This is a genomic window from Paraburkholderia sp. RL18-085-BIA-A, from assembly GCF_046027075.1.
In the GTDB taxonomy this organism is placed as follows: Bacteria; Pseudomonadota; Gammaproteobacteria; order Burkholderiales; family Burkholderiaceae; genus Paraburkholderia.
The window spans coordinates 50426-74491 of the sequence record NZ_JARESU010000014.1 but is presented as its reverse complement, the minus strand read 5'-3'; the positions used below and the strand labels follow the sequence as shown (position 1 = coordinate 74491).

Annotated in this window: 21 protein-coding genes and 1 pseudogene; 8 read left to right on the top strand and 14 right to left on the bottom strand. The window is 60.3% G+C overall.

Going from position 1 to position 24066, the window contains the following annotated elements:
* Positions 1-18: 18 nt before the first annotated feature.
* On the top strand, positions 19-477 hold the full coding sequence (locus P0D89_RS12780) for a zinc-finger-containing protein (protein ID WP_408376671.1): 459 nt from the start codon (positions 19-21) through the stop codon (positions 475-477).
* A gap of 356 nt (positions 478-833) precedes the next feature.
* On the opposite strand, the gene P0D89_RS12775 is transcribed toward P0D89_RS12780, so the two are convergent.
* A complete protein-coding gene (locus P0D89_RS12775) occupies positions 834-1820 on the bottom strand; it encodes a Dyp-type peroxidase (protein WP_408376670.1) in 987 nt (328 codons plus the stop codon).
* Positions 1821-2452: 632 nt separating this feature from the next.
* On the opposite strand from P0D89_RS12775, the gene P0D89_RS12770 reads away from it, so the two are divergent.
* Positions 2453-2890 carry an SET domain-containing protein gene (locus tag P0D89_RS12770; RefSeq protein WP_408376669.1) on the top strand — a complete coding sequence of 146 codons (438 nt, stop codon included), beginning with the start codon at positions 2453-2455 and terminating at the stop codon, positions 2888-2890.
* 281 nt (positions 2891-3171) lie between these two features.
* Here P0D89_RS12770 and pdxR read toward each other — a convergent pair.
* Positions 3172-4686, bottom strand: a pseudogene (gene pdxR / locus P0D89_RS12765) (MocR-like pyridoxine biosynthesis transcription factor PdxR).
* Between the two features lie 124 nt (positions 4687-4810).
* Here pdxR and P0D89_RS12760 point away from each other — a divergent pair.
* On the top strand, positions 4811-5449 hold the full coding sequence (locus P0D89_RS12760; RefSeq protein WP_408376668.1) for an FMN-binding negative transcriptional regulator: 639 nt from the start codon (positions 4811-4813) through the stop codon (positions 5447-5449).
* A gap of 370 nt (positions 5450-5819) precedes the next feature.
* Here P0D89_RS12760 and P0D89_RS12755 read toward each other — a convergent pair whose 3' ends face one another.
* From P0D89_RS12755 to P0D89_RS12735, 5 genes are all read right to left on the bottom strand, one after another.
* On the bottom strand, positions 5820-7064 hold the full coding sequence (locus tag P0D89_RS12755; RefSeq protein ID WP_408376667.1) for an acyl-CoA dehydrogenase family protein: 1245 nt from the start codon (positions 7062-7064) through the stop codon (positions 5820-5822).
* Positions 7065-7131: 67 nt separating this feature from the next.
* Positions 7132-7896 (bottom strand): SDR family oxidoreductase, encoded by a 765-nt coding sequence (locus P0D89_RS12750; protein ID WP_408376666.1) that lies wholly within the window; start codon positions 7894-7896, stop codon positions 7132-7134.
* A gap of 44 nt (positions 7897-7940) precedes the next feature.
* A complete protein-coding gene (locus tag P0D89_RS12745) occupies positions 7941-8957 on the bottom strand; it encodes a phosphotransferase (RefSeq protein WP_408376665.1) in 1017 nt (338 codons plus the stop codon).
* Positions 8958-8979: 22 nt separating this feature from the next.
* The gene (locus P0D89_RS12740) at positions 8980-9654 is read right to left on the bottom strand and encodes a histidine phosphatase family protein (protein WP_408376730.1); all 675 of its coding nucleotides are present in this window, start codon (positions 9652-9654) and stop codon (positions 8980-8982) included.
* A 136-nt stretch (positions 9655-9790) separates the two neighbouring features.
* Positions 9791-10690: a LysR family transcriptional regulator gene (locus tag P0D89_RS12735; RefSeq protein ID WP_408361423.1), complete on the bottom strand. Its 900-nt coding sequence runs from the start codon at positions 10688-10690 to the stop codon at positions 9791-9793.
* A gap of 225 nt (positions 10691-10915) precedes the next feature.
* Between P0D89_RS12735 and P0D89_RS12730 the strand changes: the two genes are divergently transcribed.
* Positions 10916-11194: a hypothetical protein gene (locus tag P0D89_RS12730; protein WP_408376664.1), complete on the top strand. Its 279-nt coding sequence runs from the start codon at positions 10916-10918 to the stop codon at positions 11192-11194.
* A 93-nt stretch (positions 11195-11287) separates the two neighbouring features.
* Here P0D89_RS12730 and P0D89_RS12725 read toward each other — a convergent pair whose 3' ends face one another.
* Positions 11288-12172 carry a LysR family transcriptional regulator gene (locus P0D89_RS12725; RefSeq protein ID WP_408376663.1) on the bottom strand — a complete coding sequence of 295 codons (885 nt, stop codon included), beginning with the start codon at positions 12170-12172 and terminating at the stop codon, positions 11288-11290.
* A 151-nt stretch (positions 12173-12323) separates the two neighbouring features.
* Here P0D89_RS12725 and P0D89_RS12720 point away from each other — a divergent pair, with 151 nt between their 5' ends.
* Complete coding sequence (locus tag P0D89_RS12720) at positions 12324-13355, top strand: NAD(P)H-quinone oxidoreductase (RefSeq protein ID WP_408376662.1); 1032 nt, start codon at positions 12324-12326, stop codon at positions 13353-13355.
* Positions 13356-13436: 81 nt separating this feature from the next.
* Here P0D89_RS12720 and P0D89_RS12715 read toward each other — a convergent pair whose 3' ends face one another.
* The gene (locus tag P0D89_RS12715; protein WP_408361371.1) at positions 13437-14162 is read right to left on the bottom strand and encodes a FadR/GntR family transcriptional regulator; all 726 of its coding nucleotides are present in this window, start codon (positions 14160-14162) and stop codon (positions 13437-13439) included.
* Positions 14163-14295: 133 nt separating this feature from the next.
* On the opposite strand from P0D89_RS12715, the gene P0D89_RS12710 reads away from it, so the two are divergent.
* Complete coding sequence (locus P0D89_RS12710; protein ID WP_408376661.1) at positions 14296-15825, top strand: UxaA family hydrolase; 1530 nt, start codon at positions 14296-14298, stop codon at positions 15823-15825.
* Positions 15826-15888: 63 nt separating this feature from the next.
* A complete protein-coding gene (locus tag P0D89_RS12705) occupies positions 15889-17595 on the top strand; it encodes a lactate permease LctP family transporter (protein ID WP_408376660.1) in 1707 nt (568 codons plus the stop codon).
* Positions 17596-17943: 348 nt separating this feature from the next.
* Here P0D89_RS12705 and P0D89_RS12700 read toward each other — a convergent pair whose 3' ends face one another.
* The 5 genes from P0D89_RS12700 to P0D89_RS12680 form a co-directional block, all read right to left on the bottom strand.
* Positions 17944-18207 carry an alpha/beta fold hydrolase gene (locus tag P0D89_RS12700; protein ID WP_408376659.1) on the bottom strand — a complete coding sequence of 88 codons (264 nt, stop codon included), beginning with the start codon at positions 18205-18207 and terminating at the stop codon, positions 17944-17946.
* An 81-nt stretch (positions 18208-18288) separates the two neighbouring features.
* Entirely contained in the window at positions 18289-18777 is a 489-nt protein-coding gene (locus P0D89_RS12695; protein ID WP_408376658.1) for an alpha/beta fold hydrolase, read from the bottom strand.
* Between the two features lie 470 nt (positions 18778-19247).
* Positions 19248-20402: a porin gene (locus tag P0D89_RS12690; RefSeq protein WP_408376657.1), complete on the bottom strand. Its 1155-nt coding sequence runs from the start codon at positions 20400-20402 to the stop codon at positions 19248-19250.
* Between the two features lie 102 nt (positions 20403-20504).
* The gene (locus P0D89_RS12685; RefSeq protein WP_408376656.1) at positions 20505-21488 is read right to left on the bottom strand and encodes a LysR family transcriptional regulator; all 984 of its coding nucleotides are present in this window, start codon (positions 21486-21488) and stop codon (positions 20505-20507) included.
* 630 nt (positions 21489-22118) lie between these two features.
* Positions 22119-23141, bottom strand: a complete 1023-nt coding sequence (locus P0D89_RS12680; protein ID WP_408376655.1) for a YncE family protein — start codon at positions 23139-23141, stop codon at positions 22119-22121.
* A 243-nt stretch (positions 23142-23384) separates the two neighbouring features.
* Between P0D89_RS12680 and P0D89_RS12675 the strand changes: the two genes are divergently transcribed.
* The gene (locus P0D89_RS12675; RefSeq protein ID WP_408376654.1) at positions 23385-23558 is read left to right on the top strand and encodes a hypothetical protein; all 174 of its coding nucleotides are present in this window, start codon (positions 23385-23387) and stop codon (positions 23556-23558) included.
* The last annotated feature ends 508 nt before the right edge of the window (positions 23559-24066 follow it).

The window sequence follows — 24066 nt, the reverse complement described above, 5'->3', positions numbered from 1 at the left end:
TTCCCCGGAGGCGCCCGGATGCGCGTAGGCAAACCTGTGAAGGCGTTACCGCAACCGCTGTGTGACTACTGCGGCACGCGCGCGCTGCTCGCCCGCTCTGGCGACGAGTCCTATCCGTATCGGGAAGATCACGGCCCGGTCTGGATCTGCACATCCTGTCAGGCCTGGATCGGCGTGCATTCGCGCAGCGCGCGCAACGTTCCGCTCGGACGACTGGCGAACGCGCAGCTTCGCGAGGCGAAGAGCCGACTGCATGACGCGCTGGAACCGCTGGTCGCCGGCAAGGTACGCCGCGACGGTGTGAACACGTTCGAGGCGCGCGCCAAGGCGATCCGCTGGGTAGCGACCGAACTCGGGTTCGATCCAATACCGGGCTCGATTCACATCCTCACGCTCGATCAGTGCGAGCAGGCACTGCAATATGTCGATGACTTCATGGCAGCGCGCCGCTCTGCGCCAGATAACACGCAGACTTGACTCTGCCCACATCGCAAAGACGATAGCGCTCTCCTGCTCCCCTGCAACAGGCAGACTGGCTGCTTACAACGCGCTTCAACACAGAACGCGCTGTCATCGACCAGTCACCTCTGCCGCGAAGCCGCCACCTCTCACAGCGCTTGCGCCGCACAGGCTTCCGCCTCCGGTTCACTTGGCAAGAACCTATCACTACGGCCGTTTTTCAATCACAGCCTGGCAACTGCATTCCAGCACTGTGAGCCAGATCCGAGGCAGCAACGCGCCGGGCAGACGGTTTCGTGAACCCTCTGCAAGCGGAATCAGGACGGACCCGTTTCGCCCCGTCGCCGCCTGCTGCGGCGCGGTGTCATGCCAGCCTATTGCGCTGCCGAAAGCTTCTGCTGCGCGGCCTGAACGAGTGTCTGCAGCATCGGACGCGCTGGGGCGAAGAACGTCGCGCCAGTGTGCGGCGTCGAGAAATCCAGCAGCCGATCGTATGCGCCCGGTGGATCGCCGACATACATGCGCTCCAGCATTTTCTCGATGACCCACAGGTATCGTGAATAGCCGATGAAATAGGTGCCGAATTCCCGCTGGCCGGGCCGGCCAAACGGCATGTTGTCACGCAGGATATCGTGTTCGTTGCCGTCGGCATCCACGATCGTGGCCAGCGACTTGTGGGACTTGCGCGGCGCGTCGTCGTCGTCGATTTCAATGTTGTCTATCTTGGTTCGACCAATGATCGCTTCCTGCACGGGCGTTGGAATCTGCGCCCATGCGCTGAGATCGTGCAGATACTTCTGCACGACGACATAGCTGCCGCCGCGGAAATCCGCATCTTCATCGCCGACTAGCGCCGAAGCAGGCAAATCCAGACCGGTCGGATTGGCCGTGCCGTCGACGAAGCCCAGCAGGTCGCGTGCATCGAAATAGCGAAAGCCCGACACTTCGTCGACGACGCTCACGCTGGCGCCGAGACTGTCGAGCAGGATGCGCTCGAACTCGAAGCAAAGATCGGGGCGTTCAGAGCGGATATGGAACAGAAGATCGCCGGGTGTCGCAGGCGCCGTGTGAACAGCGCCCCGGATCGGCGAAAACGGCTTCAGTTCGCGCGGTTGTTTATCGACGTGGAGACGATCCCACAGACCTCGCCCGATGCCGACGATGCATGACAGCCGGGCCGAAAGATCGCGGAATCCAACGGTCTTGACGAGATCATCAAGCCCATCGAGCGCTGAACAGAGGGTGGCAAGAGCGGCCGGGTCGCTGCCGACGGTGACCACCAGAAAGACGGCTGCTCGCGACAGGGGCGCGTCGATACTTTGCGCGTCGATCGGCACTCTGTCCCAACTCTTATCGCTCATCTGGAATGCTCCATATCGGGTTTGTGACCGCTTCGTCAGCGGTATGAGGATCGTCGGCGCCAGACGCCGCGGATGTCGCATTGCTGAATCGCCTCGGGGCCGGTTCCGGTCGATGCGAGCGATCATCCAAACAGGTCGCGCGCGGTTGCCGACAAATTCGACCGGGCGTGATCAGGCGCTCCGTGGAATGATACGTGCTGCTTCAGCGATTTGTTGGCCGACATCTTCTTCGACCGTCTTGCGCCATCCCACCTACGGTGACCATGACCTATCCGAATGCCAAACACACTATCCGCGTCGAACGGGTGCGGCGCCGTCTGGCGCCAGGACCGATCGTCCCCGCGTCGTCGCGATGGCGGGACTTTCCAGGTGGTGAGCGCTCAGATCGCCACAGGACCGGACCTACCGGAAGCACTCCATTACACGGGCGATGGCGTCTTTGAGATCTCCGGCAAGACGATTAGCCACCGCAACCTGTTTCGCCCAAGGATGCCATGACCGAATGGCAATCGAAATGCGCGAGCCCCGCACTTCATTGCCACGGCAGCGGGTAAGATGGAGCCGTCTGGATGCCGCGCTCACGGCGTTCGGTCCAGATAATACTGGCCTCTTCCTCACTCCTCTCGCATAGCATGAAACGTGTCTCTGTCAGGCGTTCCCCCATACACGGCAAAGGTGTCTTCGCGCTTCAGGCGCTGCCCGCCGGCGTTCGCATTTTCGAATACAAAGGGCTCGTGACAACCTGGCGCGAAGCCGCGCGCTGGTACAACTCACGTCCGGACAGCGGCCACACGTTCCTGTTCGGACTGTCCGGCGGCCATGTGATCGATGGCGGCCGCGGCGGGAACGGCGCGCGCTGGCTGAACCATGCCTGCGTTGCGAATTGCGAGGCTGTCGAGCAGGCGGGGCGCGTGTACATCGAGACGATCCGCGACATCGCGGCGGGCGAGGAGCTTTTCATCGATTACGCGCTCGAGGTGCCGCGCGCATCGTACAGGGACGCGCTTGCGGAGTACGCCTGTCGTTGCGGCACGAAGCGTTGCAGGGGAACGATGCTCGGCGTGGGTTGACGCGGAGTTCGCGCGCGATTCATGATTCCGTGCGCGAGTTTGCCGGTATGCGTTACATCGCCGCGAGTTGCCTTACTGAAATCGCGTGCGGCTGTGAGCCCGACAGATTCCACGGTCCGGATGCCATGGCGGCGGCCGAGCCGACGACCTGCCAGCGAGCATTACGGGAAAAACCCATGCGGTACCCAGACCGCTCGGGGCGGCATGCGGCAACTGACTGGGCACCAGGCAGCATGCCGCAGCGCGGCTGCCAGTCTAAAAGTGCGCCGACCAGCCTACGATCACCGTGAGCGAGTTCGACGTTTAGCAACCTTCGCTTCTTCATTGACGAGTGCCGCAAGGCGTTGGGCAGCCGCCTTCATCTGCGCGTTGCCAAACCCTCCAAATCCAAGAATCAGCCCGGGTCGACCGGTTCCTCGCGCGAACATCGGCGACACTGCCCGCACCGTGACTCCACGTCGAGCCGCTAACTCGGCGACCGCGCGATCGTCCGTGCCCTTCGCCAGCCAGAGTACGAGATGCATGCCCTGGTCGCCAGGCTCCAGCCATGCGAGGTCATTGGGCAACAGCGAGTCGAGCGTCTCGATCAATTGCAGCCGATGCTCGGCGTACACATTGCGAATCTTCCGGATATGACGCTCGAGATGGCCCTCCTCCATAAAAGCCGCTAGCACGTGCTGGTCCGCGGTCGGGGGATGGCGGTCCATCAGCACTCGCGCACCGCAGAAAGCATCGGTCAGATTGCGCGGGACGATCGCGTAGCCCAGTCGCAACGACGGAAACAGCACCTTGCTGAAAGTCCCCAGATACACGACGCGCTCCGGGTCCGCGCCCTGAAGCGCCGGAAACGGATGGCCCTGGTAACGCAGTTCGCTGTCGTAGTCGTCCTCGACGACCCATGCGTTGCTGGCGCGCGCCCACGCGAGCAACGCGCTGCGCCGGGACATGCTCAGCGGCATGCCGAGCGGATACTGATGCGACGGCGTGACAAACGCGGCGCGCGCGTGCGGCGCCATCCGTATCCCGGCTTCGACATTGATACCGTCGGCGTCGACCGGCACGCGAACCATCGTGTCGCGATGGCCCATGCTTTCGAGTATTGCGGTGACGCCGCGATAAGCCGGGTTCTCTACCCACGCCTGATCGCGCGGACCCAGCAAGACCTGGCTGGCGAGAAAGAGCCCCTGCTGGGTCCCGCTCGTCACGATGACCTGGTCCGCTTCGCAGCGCACCGAGCGAGACTTGCGCACATAACTTGCGATCTCTTCGCGTAGCGGCAGCACGCCGGACGGATCAGCGTAACCGGTCGGCGCGCCCGGGCCTTTAGCGCGCAGCCGGTTGCCGAGCCGGCGTCAGGTGTCGGCGGGAGCGGTCAAGCCGATCGGCACCGAAACGGCGAACGGCACCAGCGCAAGCGGCCGAAACTCCTGCGCGATCTGCGCGAAGGTTTCCGCCCGCTCGGGCAAGCGGGCCTTGACCGCGCGCCTCGCGACCGTGCGAGACTCTTGAACGGGCCGGGGCTCGGCGAGTGCTCGCGCTACCCTCGTCCCGGCGCCGGCCCTCGATTCCAGAAAGCCCTCGGCGATCAACTGCTCATACGCTTCAATCACCGTACCGCGCGCGACCTGAAGCGACGCCGCTAACGAGCGAGTGGACGGCAATGCATCGCCGGCCCGGATATCATCTTTGCGAACCGCTTCCCGCAATGCCTCTGCCACCTGGCGGCTCAGGTTGCCCGCCGCGCGGTCCAGCACTCCGAACCACGGCATTTCCGCTAACTGTGCAGTTCTCGCCACAATTCTGGTCCATTAAAAATACGCCAAACTGGATCTGTAGGATAAACCACTTTCCAGGCACACTGTGGCTCATCGAGGTTTCAGACAGTCATCGTCTTCACGTCGGCCAGCCAGAGAAAATCGCATGTACGTACCCGCCCATTTCGACGAACCCGCGAGGCAAGCGCTGCACGCACGCATCGTTCAACATCCGTTCGGCACGCTGATCACGCACGGGACCAGCGGGCTCGACGCCAACCATCTTCCATTCGAACTCGCGGCAGGTGAAGGCGAACTGGGTGTGCTGCGCGCGCATGTTGCGCGCGCCAACCCCGTGTGGCAGGACGTCGCGAACGGCGACGAGGTGCTGGTGGTCTTTCGCGCAGGAGACGCCTACGTGTCGCCGAACTGGTACCCGAGCAAGCACGAGTTTCACAAGCAGGTGCCCACCTGGAATTACATCGTCGTCCATGCGCACGGACGCATCACGATTCACGATGACGAGCGCTACGTGCGCGGCGTGATCGGCCGGCTGACGCGCACGCATGAGGCGTCGCAACCGCAGCCGTGGAAGATGGCGGATGCGCCGAAGGACTACCTCGATACGATGACCAAGGCCATTGTGGGTTTGGAGATCGATATCACGCGGCTGGTCGGCAAAAGCAAGCTCAGCCAGAACAAGGAAGCACGGGATATTCGAGGCGCCGGCGAAGCGCTGATAGCGAGCGGGATTCCGGTGATTGGTGACGAGATGCTGGCGCGGCTCGCGGGGAAGCCGGAATAAGCCGATTTCGATCGTGCTTTTCAACGAACAGCGACCGATCGCGATCGCGTTGCCGAAAACGCCGTGACCGACCTCTTCACCACTCTCGTCGGTACGTGCGAGCACTTCGAGCACACCAGTCGTGCCTGGCCCGGTTGACGCAACGCCCTTGAGTTTGCCGCCGATCTTAACGATCGCGGTTCGCAGGCCGAGCACTACCACGACCTCGTCCCCTATATGCATTCCTTGTCTAAAAACAGACTTTGGCCAATGCATCCTCAAGCGCCGCTAGAGTTGGAATCGCCCCGGCTGCGCCGAATGCCAGAACGACACACGCCGTCCGGCTCCAAGGCGCTTGCGGCAAGGCCGCCCGTTGCGGGCGGCCTGGCTCTTACATCGACGCCATCAGGTAGGGATTCTCTTTGCCCGGCTCGTACTGCTGCGCCTTGATTTCCATGCGAGCGATACTCTGCAGATGAACCTCATCCGGGCCGTCAGCGAAGCGCAACGCACGCCCCCATGTCCAGCTATCCGCCAAAGGCGTGTCGGGGCTCAGCCCCATCGCACCGAATACCTGTATCGCCCGTTCGCACACCGCGGTATGCACACTCGGTACGAGCGCCTTGATCATGGCGATCTCCTTGCGCGCCTCCTTCGCGCCCACGTTGTCAATCATCCACGCGGCTCTCAGAACAAACAGCCTCGCCTGATCGATTTCGATCCGCGACTTCGCAATCGATTCAGCCACCGAACCGAGCTCATGCAGCTTCTTTCCAAATGCCGTGCGCGCCTGAGACCGTTCCACCATCAATTCGAGCGCCAGTTCCGCTGCACCGATCGAGCGCATGCAGTGATGAATCCGTCCCGGCCCGAGGCGCGCTTGCGCGAGCGCAAATCCGCCGCCCTCCTCGCCGAGCAGATTCGAACGGGGTACGCGTACGCCTTTGAATTCGATCTCGCAGTGTCCTTCCGGCGCCACGTGATTGACCACCGTGATATTCCGGATCACCTTGACGCCAGGCGTATTACGCGGCACGAGGACCATGCTTTGCTGGCGGTGGCTCGGCGCGTCCAGGTCTGTCTTTCCCATTACGATGAAGAGTTCGCAATTCGGGTGCGCTGCGTTCGTGATGAACCACTTCCGGCCTTCAATCACGTAGTCGTCCCCGTCACGACGAATCGACGTCGTGATATTGGTCGCGTCCGAAGAGGCCACGGCCGGTTCCGTCATGGCGAACGCCGAGCGAATCTTGCCGTCGAGGAGGGGCTTGAGCCACTGCTCCCGTTGGGCAGGTGTCGCAAACATATGGAGCAGTTCCATATTGCCGGTGTCCGGCGCATTGCAGTTGAATACTTCCGACGCCCACGACACCCGCCCCATGATTTCCGCCAGCGGCGCGTACTCGAGATTGGTCAGGCGAGTACCGGGTTCGTCATCCCGCAGATGCGGAAGAAAAAGATTCCAGAGCCCTTCTTCACGCGCCCGTTCCTTCAACGTTTCCATAAAGGAAACCGGATATTGCCCGGCGTTCACTTCCTCGTGCCACTGCCGGATACGCGGAACAATGTGGGTATCCATAAAGGCACGCACTTGTGTGCGCAGCGCTTCAACCTTCTGGCTATATGAAAAATCCATTTTCTCTTCCTCAATCATTAAAGAATGTCGTCAGTGCATCGACCCGTACCGTGATTCGGCTGGGCCACTAGATCGTCAGTCCACCGTCAACGACGATGCACTCCCCATTGGTATAGCTCGCGGCATCGGATACCAGATAAAGAACAGTACCCGCCATCTCGCGAGGCTCCGCGTGACGCCTCAGCGGAATCCTGGACATCCAGCTTTCGTACATGGCGCTATCGCCGAACAACGCCCCGGCGAATCGGGTTTTGGTCAAGCCAGGGAGCAGCGCGTTCACGCGAATCCCCAGCGGCCCGCACTCTTTCGCGAATGCCCGGGTCATGTTGACAACCGCGGCTTTCGTGATCGAGTAGATGCCCTGCTTGTCGCCCGGCTGCAGCGCGTTGACGGACGCCGTGTTGACAATCGCACCGCCGCCGTTCTCCCGCATCAACTTGCCAGCCTCCACAGACATAAAGAAGTAACCGCGCAAGTTGACTTCCACCGTCTTTTCGAAAGACGCCAGATCGGTATCGAGAATGTGGCCGAAATAGGGATTCGTCGCCGCGTTGTTGACGAGAATATCCAGACGGCCATGTTGCGCGCGAATATGCTGGAAGATCGCCTGAATGTCTTCGAGACGCCCCACGTGGCAAGGCATGGCTTCGGCACTGCCGCCTTCATTGCTGATTTCGCGTGCCACGACCTCGCAATCTTCGAGCTTGCGGCTCGACACGATCACGTGGGCGCCCTGCTCCGCGAGCAATTTGGCAATCTCTTCGCCAATGCCTCGGCTGGCACCGGTAACCAGTGCAACCTTCCCGCTCAGATCAAACAAATTAGTAGTCACAATCAGCCTCTATGTGTCTCAGGTTTCCAGTTTTACGCCTGACGTCAGATCAGGTCGACGCCCATCTTCGCAAGCACCCCTGCCATCTCTCCGACCTGCCGCGCCTTGTCATTCGACGCGTTACCGCCCAGGGCCCGCTTCTTGACGCCCTGCGCAATGGCCGCGAGCCGGAAGAAGCTGAATGCAAGGTAGAAGTTCCAGTTCTCAATCGACGCGATGCCCCGAAGCCGGCAGTACCGCTCGATGATCGCCGCCTCGTCCGGCACCCCCAGTTCGGCTCGGTTCAACCCTTCAAGACCGGCGATATGACCGTGCTGAGGAAGCCGCAAGCACATGCAGAAGTATGCGAGGTCGGCTAGTGGATTGCCGAGCGTCGAGAGTTCCCAGTCGAGCACCGCGCGAACCCGCGGCGAGCCACGCATGAAAATGACGTTATCAATACGGAAATCGCCGTGCACGAGCGAAGGCTTGCCGGCTTCGACGGGACAGTTCGCCGGCAGCCACTCGATCAGAGTCTCCACGGCAGCCAGCACGTCGGTTTGCGCCGCGCGATACTGCTTGGTCCAGATGTCGATCTGACGCGCGAAATAGTTTTTGGGGCGACCGTAGTCGGCTAGACCCACAGCCTCGACATCCACGTCATGGAGCGCCGCCATCGTCCCGAGCAAAGCGTCGTAAATGGCGCCGCGCTCCCCGACGGGCAGTTCCGGCAAGGCCGGATTCCAGAAGATCTCGCCTTCCTCGAAGCTCATGACGTAAAACATGCTGCCAATGACGTCACGATCCTCGCAAAGGTGATACGCACGCGCGACCGGGACCGGCGTTTGACCGAGTGCCGTGAGGACGCGGTATTCACGATCTACCGCGTGGGCGGATTTGAGCAGCATGCCCGGCGGTTGACGCCGCAGTACATAACTGCCGCTCCGCGCTTTCAGGAGAAACGTTGGATTGGATTGTCCACCAGCAAATTTCTCGACAGACAACGGCCCCTGAAACCCGGGCACGTGGGCCGTCAGATAACGCGTGAGCGTTTCGGCGTCGAATTGAAAGTTAGCGTTCATGGTGTTGCGGATCCGATTCGAGTCAACCGTAGGTGATGAATTCGCGCCGCTCGACAGCATCGAGATGAGGCAGTGAGTTGAAGCTGACTAGCGACATCGCGGTGTCGTTAAAGACATATTGGCAAACGCTGCTGTTGCGGATCTGCATGTTCAGCGCAATTGCGGATGCCGCCGGCGCCAGCAGAATCTGCTGGGCAAACACGGCTATGGGACCTCCGGAACTCACCACCAGAACCCGCTTGCCACCTGCTCGCTGAATGGCGAGACGCGCACGCTCGACACGCGCCTTGAACTGTTGCCACGTTTCAGGAACATGCCCCTGCAAGCGATCTTCGGACCAGAGTTGTAGTGCCTTCTTGAGGTGCTTGTAAAAGCTCGTCTTCGAACTTTCGGCCGAAGAACCCGGCCCAGCACCGTCTTCGCCAAGAGCGGCAAACAAAGCCTGGAAATCGTATTCGTTCAAGCCCGCGTCTTGCACGACCTCCGCTTGCGGACCTCGCATCGCTGCGAGAATGGCGTCAGCGGTTTGCTCGTGCCGTCGCATCGTGCCGATGACAACCCGATCAAAGTCCAGTTTCACCTGCGCGAAGTATTCGCCGAGCCAATGCGATTGCCGACCACCGCAAGGCGATAGCTCGTCATAGTTTTCGGCGCCGAAAGACGCCTGCCCGTGCCGTACCAGGTAGAGTTCCGCCATGCCATCCTCGTCTAAACATAGCTGGAACGATACCGAGCCCCGCCTCATTCAGGAAATTTATTGTTGTGATAGCTGGCGATAAATTTTCGTGACACCTGACAGGGATGCTTCGATGGCCCCGTTGCGGAGCGGACGGCTATTGGTTCGCGTCCCGCATGAGACGGCCAACCTGCTCGCGTAGCCAACGATGAGCCGGATCCCCGGTGACACTTCGGTGCCAGTAGCTATGCGCCTCGAGATTGGGAAGATCGAACGGCAGCGCCAGGATGCGGGCGTCGTAACGCTTAAGGAGTTTGAGCGGTGCGGTGAGGACGAGATCGGTGCGCATCGCGATCAACGGGGCGACCAGATAGTGCTGAACCCGGGTCTGGATCGAACGCCTGAGACCGAGCTTGTTGAGTTCCGCATCCACCAGACCAGGGCCCTGCCGCCGGCTGGACACGTGGATGTGACCGAAGCCGAGGTAGTCATCGATCGTCAGCTTCCTTTTGGAAAACGGGTGGTCCTGACGCAGCATGCACGCATACTGGTCGCCGCCCAACGGCTCCTGTTCGAGGTACGGGTCGTCAATCAGTGGCGCATCGATCGCAAGATTGACCGCGCCACTCGCTAATGCTTCGGGAACGTCTCTGCGCGTCGTGAAATAACTTTCGATGCGTATGCCAGGGGCGAACCGCTGCAGAACCTCCCCCAGCGCGGGGAGCAGCAACGCCTCGGTCTGGTCGTTCATGCTCAGCCTGAAGGTCCGCTCCGACGACGCGGGATCGAATTGCTTTCCGGCATTGGTACTCGAGTCGAGCAGTTGCAGCGCATCACGAACGCGCCCAATGATGTTTTCGGACACTGGCGTCGGCACCATGCCGGCCGACGTGCTCACAAAAAGTTGATCGTCGAACGTCTTGCGCATACGCGCCAATGCATTGCTGACAGCGGGCTGCGTGATGAAGAGCATCTCCGCTGCGCGTGTCAGGTTTCGCGTTCTATACACCGCTTCGAAAACTACAAATAAATTCAGATCGATCTTGGCTAGACGCATTTTCGGATTCCCTGACGCTGCCTGAAGCGGCAGCCGCTCTTGCGCACGCTTGAAAAGCAGCTGCTTTCGCGAAGCCACGGCGCATTCAGAAGAGCCTGCTCGCGCCGAAGCAACGTAGTCTACTGCGATCATTGCACAATGGGTCGATACGCACGCGGCCAGTGAGCGCCGGCTTGGCTTCTTAGTGCTGCATCACAGGCAAACGCCAGTCCACTGCGCCAGCGCATGACCGACCGCATGCGCATGCGCGTGCTTTCGCCGCAGACGTCGCTGGTCAGGCGACCTGTTCAATATGCCAACGAAGGTCCTGCGGATCTCGTCGGCGAAATTGATCATTTGCCGCACGCGCAATTCGAAATCCGCCCTTTCTTGCTGAATGAGAGAACCTACCGCCTGATCTCGTCCTCCGTGGCCTCCTCCGTGACATCCGCATTGAGGACCAACAGCATCAAAGACGTGGGCAGTTCCGCCTCGTGGTGCGCCACCTGCTGGCGCGCATGGTAACCCCGATGGTGATCAACATGCCCGATGCCGGTGGCACGCCGCCGAAGACTATTTGCAACAAAACACACCCAGCATCCGCTAAGTCGAGCGTGACTATTTTGTGTGGGTTGTGTGATCTTCGAACGCCGAGACGATGCCGTCAATCATTGCTGCGATGCGCGCGGTATGTCGAAGGTCTTGATGCGTGACGAGCCAGATTTCGTAGACCGCCCCGCGGGTGGGTTCCGGCCATATCTGCACCAGGCCGTCGTGTTCAGCCAGATGTATCGGAAGCTCACCGATGCCGAGGCCGGCCTTTACCGCGGTACGCAGCATGAGGCTGGAATTGAAGGTCGATACGATGCGCCCCGCGTGTAACGGTTCGCCAGCAAGAGTCGGTGATCGATTACCGGTCCAGTTTCCCTGATAGACGACAAGATCGTGGCCCGCGAATGCGGAACCAGCCGCGGGCTTGCCGTGCTGATCGAGATAAGCATTCGATGCAAAGAGCGCCATGGGCCAGCGAGCCAGGCGCCGCGCGACGAGATCGGGATTATCCGGCCTGACTGACCGGACCGCGATATCCGCTTCACGCTTCGCCAGATTTAGCATGCGCGTCGACGTGTCCAGCAGGACTCGCACTTCGGGATGCGCAGCATGCAGGCGTTCGATGGCGGGAAGCAGGAATTCGAGCGCGATCGAGTCGGTGCTGGTGACTCTCACATCCCCCGCAAGGCGTGTATCAGTGCCTTGAGTTCGTCTGACGAGTTCGTGTGCGGAGTGTTCCATTTTCTCCGCTGATCTCAGCGCGGCCTCGCCCGCGGCGGTCAACGCGTAACCCTCGGAGGTGCGCAGGAAGAGCGTTGCACGTAGGGCGTGCTCTAGCGCCGCAATCCGTCTGCCGACCGTCGCCTGATCGAGATTAAGCGTCCTGGCCGCTCCACGGAGCGTTTTTTCGCGCTCCACCGCGAGAAACACGCGCGCGTCGTCCCAGTTCATGGTGCCGCCCTCCTGATGCAGATTTGCATCTCACCGCGTGAATAATGCTGCACATATTCATCAATGTCGAGACCTATACTGAACGCAAGAGTTCCTCGTTCAATGATCCGCCCGGATCAATCGAGCCTCATCTTCAGAAGGAGTGGTATCCATGTCTGCTTCAACTTATCGGCTGCCGTCGTCCATGACGGCCATTGAGATCAAACAGCCCGGCGGTCCTGAGGTCCTGGTGCCGAGTACGCGCGCGGTGCCGATGCCAGCCGCCGATCAGGTTCTGATCCGCATCCACGCGGCTGCCGTGAACGGCCCCGACGTTTTCCAGCGCAAAGGGCTGTATGATCCGCCCCCCGGCGCTTCGGACATTCCTGGGCTGGAAGTGGCAGGTCAAGTGGTTGCCGTTGGCTCGGACGTGTCCCAATTCCGGATCGGCGAACTGGTGTGTGCATTGATTCCCGGCGGTGGCTACGCAGAATATGCAGTCGCGCACGCCTGCAACACGATGCATATCCCCAAAGGCCTGACGTTGGTCGAAGCGGGCGCCATGCCCGAAACGTTTATGACGGTATGGCTGAACCTGTTCCAGCGCGGCAAGCTGGTTGCCGGCGAATCGGTGCTGATCCATGGCGGCGCGTCAGGTATCGGTACCACGGCGACCATGCTGGCGAAGGCGTTCGGCGCAGCGAAAATCATCACGACAGTTGGCTCGCAGGCGCATCGGGAGGCCAGCCTGGCGTTAGGCGCAGACCTCGCGATTGATTACCGCGAGGAAGATTTCGTCGCCGAAACGAAGCGTTCTACCGATGGAAGAGGCGTCGACGTGATCCTCGACATCATTGCCGGCGACTACGTGGCTAGAAACTATGACGCCGCGGCCATGGACGGACGGATCCTCCAGGTGGGCGTGATCAAGGGGCCGGCGAAGGATCTCAACGTCTTGCCGATGCTGACGAAACGTCTTACCCATATGGGCTCGACATTGCGATCGCGCACATCCGCGGACAAGGCGACCATTATCAATGAACTGGAGCGGCAGGTCTGGCCGCACATCGAGAGCGGCAAGATCAAGCCGGTTGTCTTCAAGACCTTTGCGCTTGCCGACGCTCGCGGCGCTCACGAGCTGATCGATTCCGGCACACACTTTGGAAAGATTGTCCTTACGACTGGTGCCGATCTCATTGGCTGAAGCCTGGCTTGCCGGCGAAGCGGAAGTGGCAAGCCTCTTGCCGGTTCGCCCCAGATTCGGGAAACGTGAGCGTGTGAGCGACTATTGAGGAAAGCCGGGCTCGAACTGTTTCCCGACAAAAGCGATGTGCGCGAACATTGCCTGTTGCGCGGCGTCGGGGTCGCGGTCTCGCACCGCGAAAAAAATGGATTCGTGCTGGCCAAGCCGCATGGTCGATTGAATGGCGGCGTTCGAGTTGTTGATAGTCGCATCGAACGTATTTGCCGCGATGTGTTCGCGAAGCATGGTAATGACGCTCGCATAGAACTGGTCGAGCATCCGGTTGTGCGACGCGGCGGTTAGCGCCGTATGAAACTCGCCGTCGACGATGGCTTCCGCATCCACGTCGTGAGCCGCGACCGCGTTGCGCATCTTCAATAGAATCGCCTGGAGCTTGTCCAGTTCTTGTGGTGTCGAACGCTGCGCGGCGAAGCGTGCCGCCGCGCACTCGAAAACCAGCCGGAATTCAAGCGTTTCCGCCCGCAACGGCGGGTTCTCCGTGACCAGTTGCAACCAGGGTGCGCTAAGACGCGCTGGCTGTTTCTGTACGACATACACGCCGCTACCGGGCTTCGTTTCAAGCATGCCCCGGCTGACGAGCCGCTGGATCGCCTCGCGCACCGTCGAGCGCGACACACCCATCGACTCCGCTAGCGAGCGCTCCGCAGGCAGGCGCGCTGAACTGCCCCAACTGCCTTCGAGCACTTTCTCTTCGAGCTGCCGGACGGTCCTGTCGAGCGCGCTAGACGAAAGACTGTGAAATCCCATTCCGGTGTTTCCAGAAATTGGTCTGACCGATTTGCTTCGCCTCGTGAACGAAATCACTATTCGTCACAGCTAAGACGCGGACGGCTGATCCCGCTGCCGACGCTCACGAGCCCCACAATTCAAGAGGAAAAACATGGCGGATTCTACCTCACTGGTCATCACGCTGCATGGCGACGACGACGTGGTAATCGCGCGCGGCGCGATTACCGCAGGCACCGTGCTGCATGAACTGGACGGCCTGCTCGTCACCGACGATATTCCGGCAGCGCACAAAGTGGCAGTGCGCGCACTGAAAGCCGGCGACCCGGTTCGGCGCTACGGCCAGATCATCGGATTCGCCACGCAGCCGATCAAGCCCGGCACGCACGTTCATACGCAAAACGTCTCGATGGGCGACTTCGCGCGCGACTACGCATTCGGCACGAACGTCAAGGCCGTGTCGCCCGCGCAAGAAGCGCTCACGTTCCAGGGCTTTCGTCGCGCTGACGGCCGCGTGGCGACGCGCAACTACATCGGCGTGGTCAGCACCGTCAACTGCTCCGCGACGGTAACGAAGCTGGTCACGCAGCATTTCTCCACACCCGGTGCGCTGGATGCCTGGCCTAACGTCGACGGCATTGTTCCGGTTACCCACAGCTTTGGCTGCTGCATCGACCACAACGGCGAGGGCATCCAGCAGTTGCGCCGCACGATTGGCGGCTATGTGCGGCATCCGAATTTCGCCGGCGTGCTCGTCATCGGGCTTGGCTGCGAGGCGAATCAGATGGGTGCGATGTTCGTCGCCGAGGGGGTCGAGACTGGCGAGATGACCGTTCCGCTCGTCATTCAGGAACAGGGCGGCACGCAGAAAACAGTCGACGCCGCCATTGCCGCCATCGAGAAAATGCTGCCGGTCGCGAACCAGGCGGTGCGCGAGCCGCTGCCCCTGGCTCATCTGAACATTGCGCTGCAGTGCGGTGGCTCGGATGGGTATTCGGGCATTACGGCGAATCCTGCGCTTGGCGCGGCCGTCGATCTGCTCGTGCAGCACGGCGGTACGGCGATTCTCAGCGAGACGCCGGAGATCTACGGCGCGGAACACCTGCTCACGCGGCGTGCCGTCACACCGGAAGTCGGCCAAAAAATCGTGGATCGCATTCATTGGTGGGAAAGCTATGCAGAGCGCGAAAAGGGCAGCATCGATAACAACCCGACCCCGGGCAACAAGGCCGGAGGACTGACGACGATTCTCGAGAAATCACTCGGGGCGGTTGCAAAGAGCGGCTCGACACCACTGGTGGACGTCTATCGCTACGCAGAGCCCGTGACCGCGAAAGGCCTGGTGTTCATGGACGCGCCCGGCTACGACCCGATGGGCGCAACCGGACAGATTGCGAGCGGCGCGAATCTCGTGCTGTTCACGACCGGACGCGGCTCGTGCTTCGGCGCCAAGCCTGCGCCTTCGATCAAGCTCGCGACCAACACGCGGATGTACACGCGCATGACCGACGACATGGACATCAACTGCGGCGAGATCATGGATGGCGACGTAACGGTCGAGCAGAAGGGCCGTGAGATTTTCGAAATGATCATCCGTGTTGCGTCAGGCGCGAAAAGCAAGAGCGAAGCGCTCGGCGTAGGCAACGAGGAATTCGTTCCCTGGATGATCGGCGCACAGATGTAAAACAACCACGCGGACGCGGCCGCAAAGGCCGCGCCGGATTAATAGAGAAAGGAGACTGTAGTGATGGAAGTCTGGCATCAGAATTATTTGCCGTTGGATAGCATTGGCCTGTCCGCGCTCGCGGCAGGCGGACCGATTATTCTGTTCTTCGTCTGTCTCGCGTTGTTCAGGGTGAAAGGGCATATCGCCGCGGCGCTGACACTCGCGCTGTCGCTTGTCATCGCGGTGGCAATTTATGGCATGCCGCTCGGCATGGCGTTCGCATCGGCGCTCTATGGGTTTTTCTACGGTATGTGGCCGATCGCGTGGATTATCGTTGCGACGGTTTTCGTCTACAAGGTCGCGGTCCGCTCGGGACAGTTCGATATCATCCGCAGTTCGATCACGGGCCTGACGGACGATCGGCGCCTGCAGATGCTTCTGATCGGCTTCTCGTTTGGCGCGTTTCTCGAAGGCGCGGCTGGCTTCGGTGCGCCTGTTGCGATTACAGCTGCGCTGCTCGTCGGACTCGGCTTTAATCCGCTCTATGCGGCGGGCTTGTGTCTGATCGCGGACACGGCGCCGGTCGCATTCGGCGCGCTTGGGATTCCGGTGATCGTTGCGGGTCAGGTGTCGGGTCTCGACCCGTTCTCGATCGGCGCAATGGCCGGCCGGCAGTTGCCGTTCATGTCTATCTTCCTGCCGTTCTGGCTCGTGTACATCATGGACGGCAAGAAAGGTTTGCGTGAGACGTGGCCTGCCGCGCTGGTCGCGGGCGGCAGCTTCGCACTGACTCAATATCTGACCTCGAATTTTCTGGGACCGGAACTTCCGGACGTTGCGTCGTCAATCGTCAGTCTCGTTTCACTCGGTCTGTTCCTGAAGATGTGGCAACCGAAGATTGCATTCGCGCCCGCCGTCAGCGGCAGCGGCACGGCAGCGCTTGGCGCGGGGCCATCAGGTATGACGGGCATGGCGGGCGGCTTCGGCGGTGTGAGAACGCCGAGTCCCTTTCCGATGAGCACGATATTGCAGGCATGGTCGCCGTTTCTGTTCCTTACCGCGACGATTACGGTGTGGGGCCTCGGTGGCTTCAAGGCGCTGTTTGGGCCTAAGGGACTGCTCGCAGCGACGACGCTGTCGTTCCACATGCCGTTCATCGACCGCCTGATCATCCGCGGCGCACCCGTTGTGGCGACGCCGACGCCGCTTGATGTCGTATTCAGGCTCGATCTGGTTGCTGCGACCGGCACTGGTATTTTCCTTGCGGCGCTCATTGCCATCGTGTTTCTGCGCATGCCCGCGAAAACAGCCCTCGATACGTTTGCAGAAACGCTTAGGGAACTGCGCCGCCCAATCCTGTCGATTGGTCTCGTCCTCGCGTTCGCGTTCGTCGAAAACTATTCGGGCATGTCCGTGACGATGGCGCTGCTGCTCGCCAAAACGGGCACCGCGTATCCGCTGTTTGCGCCTCTGCTCGGCTGGCTCGGTGTGTTCCTGACTGGCTCAGACACGTCTTCGAATGCGCTCTTTGCCGCGTTGCAGGCGACGACTGCGCACCAGATCGGCGTGTCCGACATTCTGCTCGTCGCCGCCAACTCCACGGGCGGCGTAGCGGGAAAGATGATCTCGCCTCAGTCGATCGCGATCGCATGCGCGGCGGTCGGACTGATCGGGCGAGAGTCTGACCTGTTCCGCTTCACGCTGAAGCACAGTATCGGACTGGCCATTATTGCGGGCATCATTACCCTCAGCCAGGCTTATTGGCTGACCGGAATGTTGGTGAAGTAGGCGATTCCGGGAATCAGATAGCGACCCTGCTTTGGGTCCAATCTGTCAGGTTGGCGTCAAGCTTCGAACGTCCTTACAAGGCAACAAGAGTGGAACCTGTGATTTATCACAGGTTCCACCGGAGTTTACTACTATGAACGGAGGCTAAAATCAAAGCGACATCTGCCCGGCTGGAGCCCGACAAGGCCAGGATCACCCCCAAGCTTTCGCGAATCTCGTCGGATCACCGATGGCGTGCTGCTTCCCGCCTGGAGCGGCCAGAAACCACGGCAATTCCATTGCTAGTCGAGGGACTGCGGCGCGGGCTGGACCAGCCGTGCGGCGCCGCACTACGTAACGCTAGCTAACTCACGAACGGCGATGCAGGAAGTCGACGACCAGGTCTGTCGTCGCCTGCGGCTGCTCTTCCGTGATCCAGTGCCCGCAATCCGGGATGATCACATCTTCGTCCTTATCGGCGACACACCGCATCACCGCGCCGATCATAGGGCCGAATGTAGCTTCGCCACCCAAGGCCAGGACCGGCATCTGAAGCTTGCCCTGCGCAAGCAACGTCCTGTTGTCGGCCGCATCCTGGCTGAACGCCAGGAACTGGGCAAAGCCCGCTCGCATTGCGCCGGGTTGCGCATAGAGCGCCGCATAGTGCTGGCGCTTCGCTTCATCAAACCGCTTCCGGTCCCGGGAAGGTTCGTTTCAGAAGCGGTCCAGATAGATGCGCTCGCGACCGGCGACCAGGCGCGCCATGTCGTGACCACCGAAGCCAAAGTGCCACATGGCCGGATCCCGTGTGATCTGATCCCGGGGTCCGACGCCGGGCAGCGGCGCATCGATCGCCACCCATCGGCTCACGCGCTCGGGGTGGGCGGCGGCAACTGCGAAGCCGACCATGATGCCGATGTCGTGCGTCACCAATTCGGCCGTATGCACGCCCAGGGCGTCCAGAACGCCCACCACGTCCGCCGCCTGATTCTTCTTGTCATAGCCGCCCTCAGGCTTCGACGAGAGGCCCAGCCCACGCAGGTCGGGCGCGATAATCATGTGGTCTTCGATGAGTGCGCTCGCCAGATGCCCCCACATGTCGCCCGTTGTGCCGAAGCCATGCAGCATAACGACCGCTGGACCGTGACCGCCGACCCGCACATGGATGGATGTACCGTTGGTTTCGATCGTCCGCGTCTGCATCACAGCCGGGAAGGGATAAACACCATCTACGTGGGCATGCTCGCTCGTCTGCGTACTCCAGGTTTGCTGCTGGTTTGGAGGGATTGGCGGCTCGCTGCGCGGCGGCGAACCGCCCGGTTAGTCGTTCTAACAACATAAAAATTTGACGTCGGCGATTAAGTCACGGCTAGTTTTGTCGCTTTAGTAGGGTACGGCTGCGCGCTTAGCACTTGAACGTAGGTTCGAAAACGGTCTGAGGTGGGTCAGGATCACTAACGAATCTGCCCGCAGTCTAGTAACAATATTTGCAACGTTCATGCGGTCATCCTATCCGCGTGACTTGACGACGACACGTGAACAGGTTACCTATTCTTTTTCCATCTGCGCAACAATGTTGATAAGCGCCAGCCGAAGGCACGGTATCCAGCGACGCAATGCGTAGCGCCAGGTTATCGGGCACACCCTGCCCGATAGCCGTAAAGCGGGAACGCTTAGAACGTGTGCCGGATGCCGACACGCGCGAGGAACTGATTGGCGGTCGATGACGGAGCATCCGCGCCTGTTATGAACGCGGTATTCAACGGCGCCGACACTGTGCCGCCACCCGATGCGTGCTGGTACATGCCCTGCACATAGACGTCAGTGCGTCCTGACAGGTTGTAGTCCGCCATCAAGCCGAACTGCTGGTATTTCGGCTTTGAATTGCCCGCATTGCTGTTGAAATGGGCGATCGTGTAGTTGTACATCGCACCGACATACGCGGCCTTCGTGAATTGATACTTGGCGTTGAGCTCGAAGTTGTCGAATTTAAGGCTACTCGCGGTGTTCGCGAAGTTGCCAACGTATACCGAACCGGTCGCGTCATTCAGGCTCGTATGGCTATACACAAAGCCGAGCAACGTCGGTCCGATCGTGTAGTTGATGCCCGCGCCCCAGACCTGCTGACGGCTGGCGAAAAAGTTGGTGTCGTCGGTTGCGAGCGAACCGCCCGTCGTGCCGCCCGGATTGTTGATCTGCATATAAGCCGCGGCCACCGTCACTGCGCTACCCACGTATTGCGCGCCGAGGCTGTAAGAGCGATTGTTCGCGAAGCCACCTGCCTGGTTGCTGAAGCCATACAGACCGCCGAACGTAAAGCCTCCGTACGTATTGCTCGTGTACTTCACGCTGTTGTTCAAGCGGAACGAATTGTCGGTGTTGTCGTTATCGTATGGATGCGACATCAGGAAGCCGGCCCAGTTCCCGTTCGCCGTGAGCGGTGCGAGGTAGTCGACGACGGAGTCGTATTGGCGACCCATCGTCAGCGTGCCGAATTGCGCCGAGCTCAAGCCGGCGTAGGCCTGACGTCCGAACATCCGCCCACCTTGCCCGAGCTTGCCCGAGTTGACGTCGAATCCGTTTTCCAACTGGAAGATAGCCTTGGTGCCGCCGCCCAGATCCTCCGAACCCTTCAGGCCAAAGCGGCTGCCTTGCGTAAAACCGCTTTCCATCTGTATGTTCGAATGGCCACCGGTATTGCTGGTGTAATTCAGGCCTTCGTCGATCAGGCCGTACAGCGTGACGCTGCTTTGCGCCATCGCGCTGATAGGGGCAAGCGAACAGCCAAGCGCCGTATTGGCGACTACGGCAATCAGGAGTTTTTTCATGTATGCGGATCCTTGTGAGTGAGAACACCGCGCCAGTGCGTCGCTCGCGCTAATCGCGCAGCATAGAGCCGCAGCCGACGTCAGGTTTTCGCACTTTAGGACCTACAAAATCTCGCCCCAGAGCAATTCAGTATTGCTCGATCGGTGTTGTGATGGGCCGACGCCCTCCTTTTTCTGTGCCTTGCTTTCCGGTGGTTTCTGACGATAACGCTCCACAACGAAGTCGACGAATCTGCGCAACGCAATCGCCATGTACGGTTGCCCAGAATACAGCAGCCACACAGTACGTTCGTCGCCGCATAGTGTCGCGTCGTCCAGTAACGCGCGCAGGCTGCCGTTGGCCAGTTCGGCCCGCACGAACGAACGTGATAAGCGCGCGACGCCCATTCCGGCCTGCACCAAACGCTTGACGACCTGAGGACTTTGTACGTTCATGATCGGCTGCACGACGACGCGTTGTGTGCCGTGGGTGTCGCGAAACTCCCAGTAACGACTTGGCGCATCCGACGCGACGAGCACGTCGTGCGAGGCCAGTTCGCCAGGCGTGCGCGGCGCCGGGCATCGCGCTAGATAGCCCGGACTGGCAACAATCACGTCGCGTGTTTGCGCGAGCGGCCGGCATACCAGCGATGAGTCACGCAGGCGACGTTCCGCACTGAAACAGACATCGAACTCGTTGGCCGCGACGTCGCTCATATTGTCGAACACGGTCAGGTCGAAACTCATGCGGGGTTCCTGGACGCGATATGCGGCCAGCACATCCGGCAGATCCGTGGTCGCGTACAGCGACGACGCCGCGATCCGCAACGAACCGGCCGGCTGTCCCACTGCGGAGGCGATACATTCGTCCATGTCATTGAGCTGCCTGAGCAACTCGACGCAGCGCGTCCAATATAGTTGGCCCGTTCCTGTCAACGATACGCGTCGCGTAGTCCGGTTGACCAGCCGAACGCCCAGGTGTTCCTCGAGCGTCGCGACACTGCGCGTGACCACCGAATTGGAAATGCCCAACTGCTTGGCAGCCTCGGCAAAATTCAGGCATTCCGCGACTTTGGCGAAGATGCGGATCGACGCCAACTGGTTCATCGTGTTCTCCGGCGCGCACCGGCCGACAGGCTTCGGGCGCAATACGGCGGCGTGGGGGGGCAAGAAACCATAGGTGGGCACTCCATCTGCCGAAGTCGAGCTCGACGCGGGGGTTCGACCCGCATCGCTACCCGCGAGCGTGACCGCGGGAGGTTAGTTGTCAGCATAGCGGCTACTTCGTTACCCAAAGCCGTCCGGACGATTACAGCATTGTTATTTTTCTCGTTTAGACCGATCTAAGGTACTGCCAAGATCAAATCTGGAATGGAATACGGCTCGCTTATTCTTTTTTGGGGTCGCCTTTAGATATTTTTTTTTGAATTCATGCGAGGCGAAGTCGGCATCCAGGCACTCAAATTAGTCGAAACGTTTCGTAACTTCGACGATAGCTAGAGCATACGATCGTTACCTGCGCTTGAATTGGACAAGCATTTTGCAACCCGGCTCGTTATCGTCTATCACGATCACAACGCCCTGAACGCGCGTGATCGCAGCGACGACACACAGGCCGAGGTCGCGTCCCGCCCTTGCCTGCTCTGCGCTCCCAATACTGCATGGAAGGGCCTCAATACCTCCGCGCGTTCACCGGGCTCGATGCCGAGCCCAGCACTGACAGAGCGACTTCGCGCTTCAGCGCACACTGAACACCTGCAGTCCCGCCATCGCCGCGTCGGGGCCCTTCGTATGAACGACATAGACCCGTTGGAGCGACGGAATGTAGACCGAGGTCTTGCCGCCGAGTGTGTCGAGATGCTGCTTGACCGCGTATTGATCCGGCCCGACAGGGTCGACGACATCTAGACCGGTCGAGCCTGTGATGAACAGGTGACGATGGGCCGCGTCGACAGTCATGTCGTCCGACGTGTTGACGATGTCGAGCGACTGGATGATCGAGCCGTCGCGCGCATTCATCACAAACAGCTTGCCGGGGTCACGCGAACCGATAAACAGGCGCCCGCTCTTCGGGTCGAAGGCCATGGCGGAATTTCGGCTCGGGCCGGGAACGTGCCAGGTGGCCGTCAATTTGCGCGTGCGCAAATCGATCACGCCGACTTCGTTTTTGTCGCGCATGTTCACGAACAGGCGGTGCGTCGCCGGATCGATGACCATTGCTTTCAGTTGGCCTGCGGGCACGTCGATCCGGCCCATCACGGAATGGCTTTTAAGCGAAATGAGACTGATATAGGCATGATCCTGATGTGACTGCGCGCCACCGTTGCCGATATAAAAGATGCCGCTCTTACGGTCCGCAATACCGGAGTCGGGTTGCGGTGCGAGTGCGATGGTTTTTCCGACCTTGAAGTGCGTCGTGTCGACTACCTTGACGTCCGCGTCGCCTGCGTCGGCTACAAGCAGTTCCTTGCCTCCATTTGCCAGCAGAATCTTGTGTGGCGCTTTCGCAACCGTCCTGATACTGGAGATGTGCACGGCATCGGGCAGACCGAACACTTCGATGGAGCCATACGTCTCGGCCGACACGTAAAGACGCGAGCGGGACAGATCGACTGCGAAATGATCGAAGTCGCCGCCGGTCACGTTGGGCAACGGAGTGGTGGAAACAGGCGTGAGTGGAGTGGTGGCAGGTTGTGCGGCGAATGCAGTCGATGCCATGCAAAGGCCGGCGGCGACGAGCAGGCGAAAGCTAATCTTCATGAGTTGGCTCGTATTAAGTCCGGAAAATTTAAACATCGTTTGTGACACGCGGTTGCGTGTCTCGACTATCCGCGCGATCACATTCGAGTGCAGATTGCACCTCCCTTCTCCCCTCCTCGTCTCTGATAACATATCCGACCCTCCGCACCGTTTCGATAATATTCGCACCGAGCTCCCCTGAGAGCGACGTACTAGCGCGCGAGATCGAGCGACCAGTTCGCGCGAGTCGAGGGGCTTGTTCAGATGAACGTCGGCGCCGGCCTCAAAGGCGCGTACACAACCGGCGGCGCAGTCATTTTCTTTGAAGGTGAAGACCGGCACTACACGATTGATGTGACGAAGCCAGACAAGAAGATCGAGATCTCGACTCGCGAGGCAACATCAAGTTCAAGACAACCAGCGCATATCGCGCGGTAGCGAGTGCGAGTTGCGCCTTGCGATCGTTCTTGACGCGGTCGACGACATAGCCTTGCCCGCGCGGAAGCGACGACAGTCGTCTCCATCCCGCTCGACCGATTCGGCAGAAAGAATACGCATGATCAACTGGCTAAAGCGAGTGAATCGGACGAGCGCAGCGAAGGTTGCTTAGAGACGAGCGAAATGAGTCCGCCCGGTCCGCGAGTGAATTCAACAATTCGAATGTCGGATAGCGAGTGTGCATAACCACACCTTATCCATGCGCTGACCGAAAGATTACATTTTCGTCACACGCGTCGTCCGCGCCTGAATAACAAATTAGACGGATCACCCAATTGGAGTCTGGCATGGAACCAGCCAAACTCGTGAGCCCTGAACCAAGGACAAACTGGTTGGGAAAGAGCCACCGCTGAAGTTGAAGGACAACGGGTCTATCCAGAATCATCTCCAGAATGCGCATTCAATCCGCGATCTACCACTGTTCAATGTCGTGATCGACAGTAAGCTA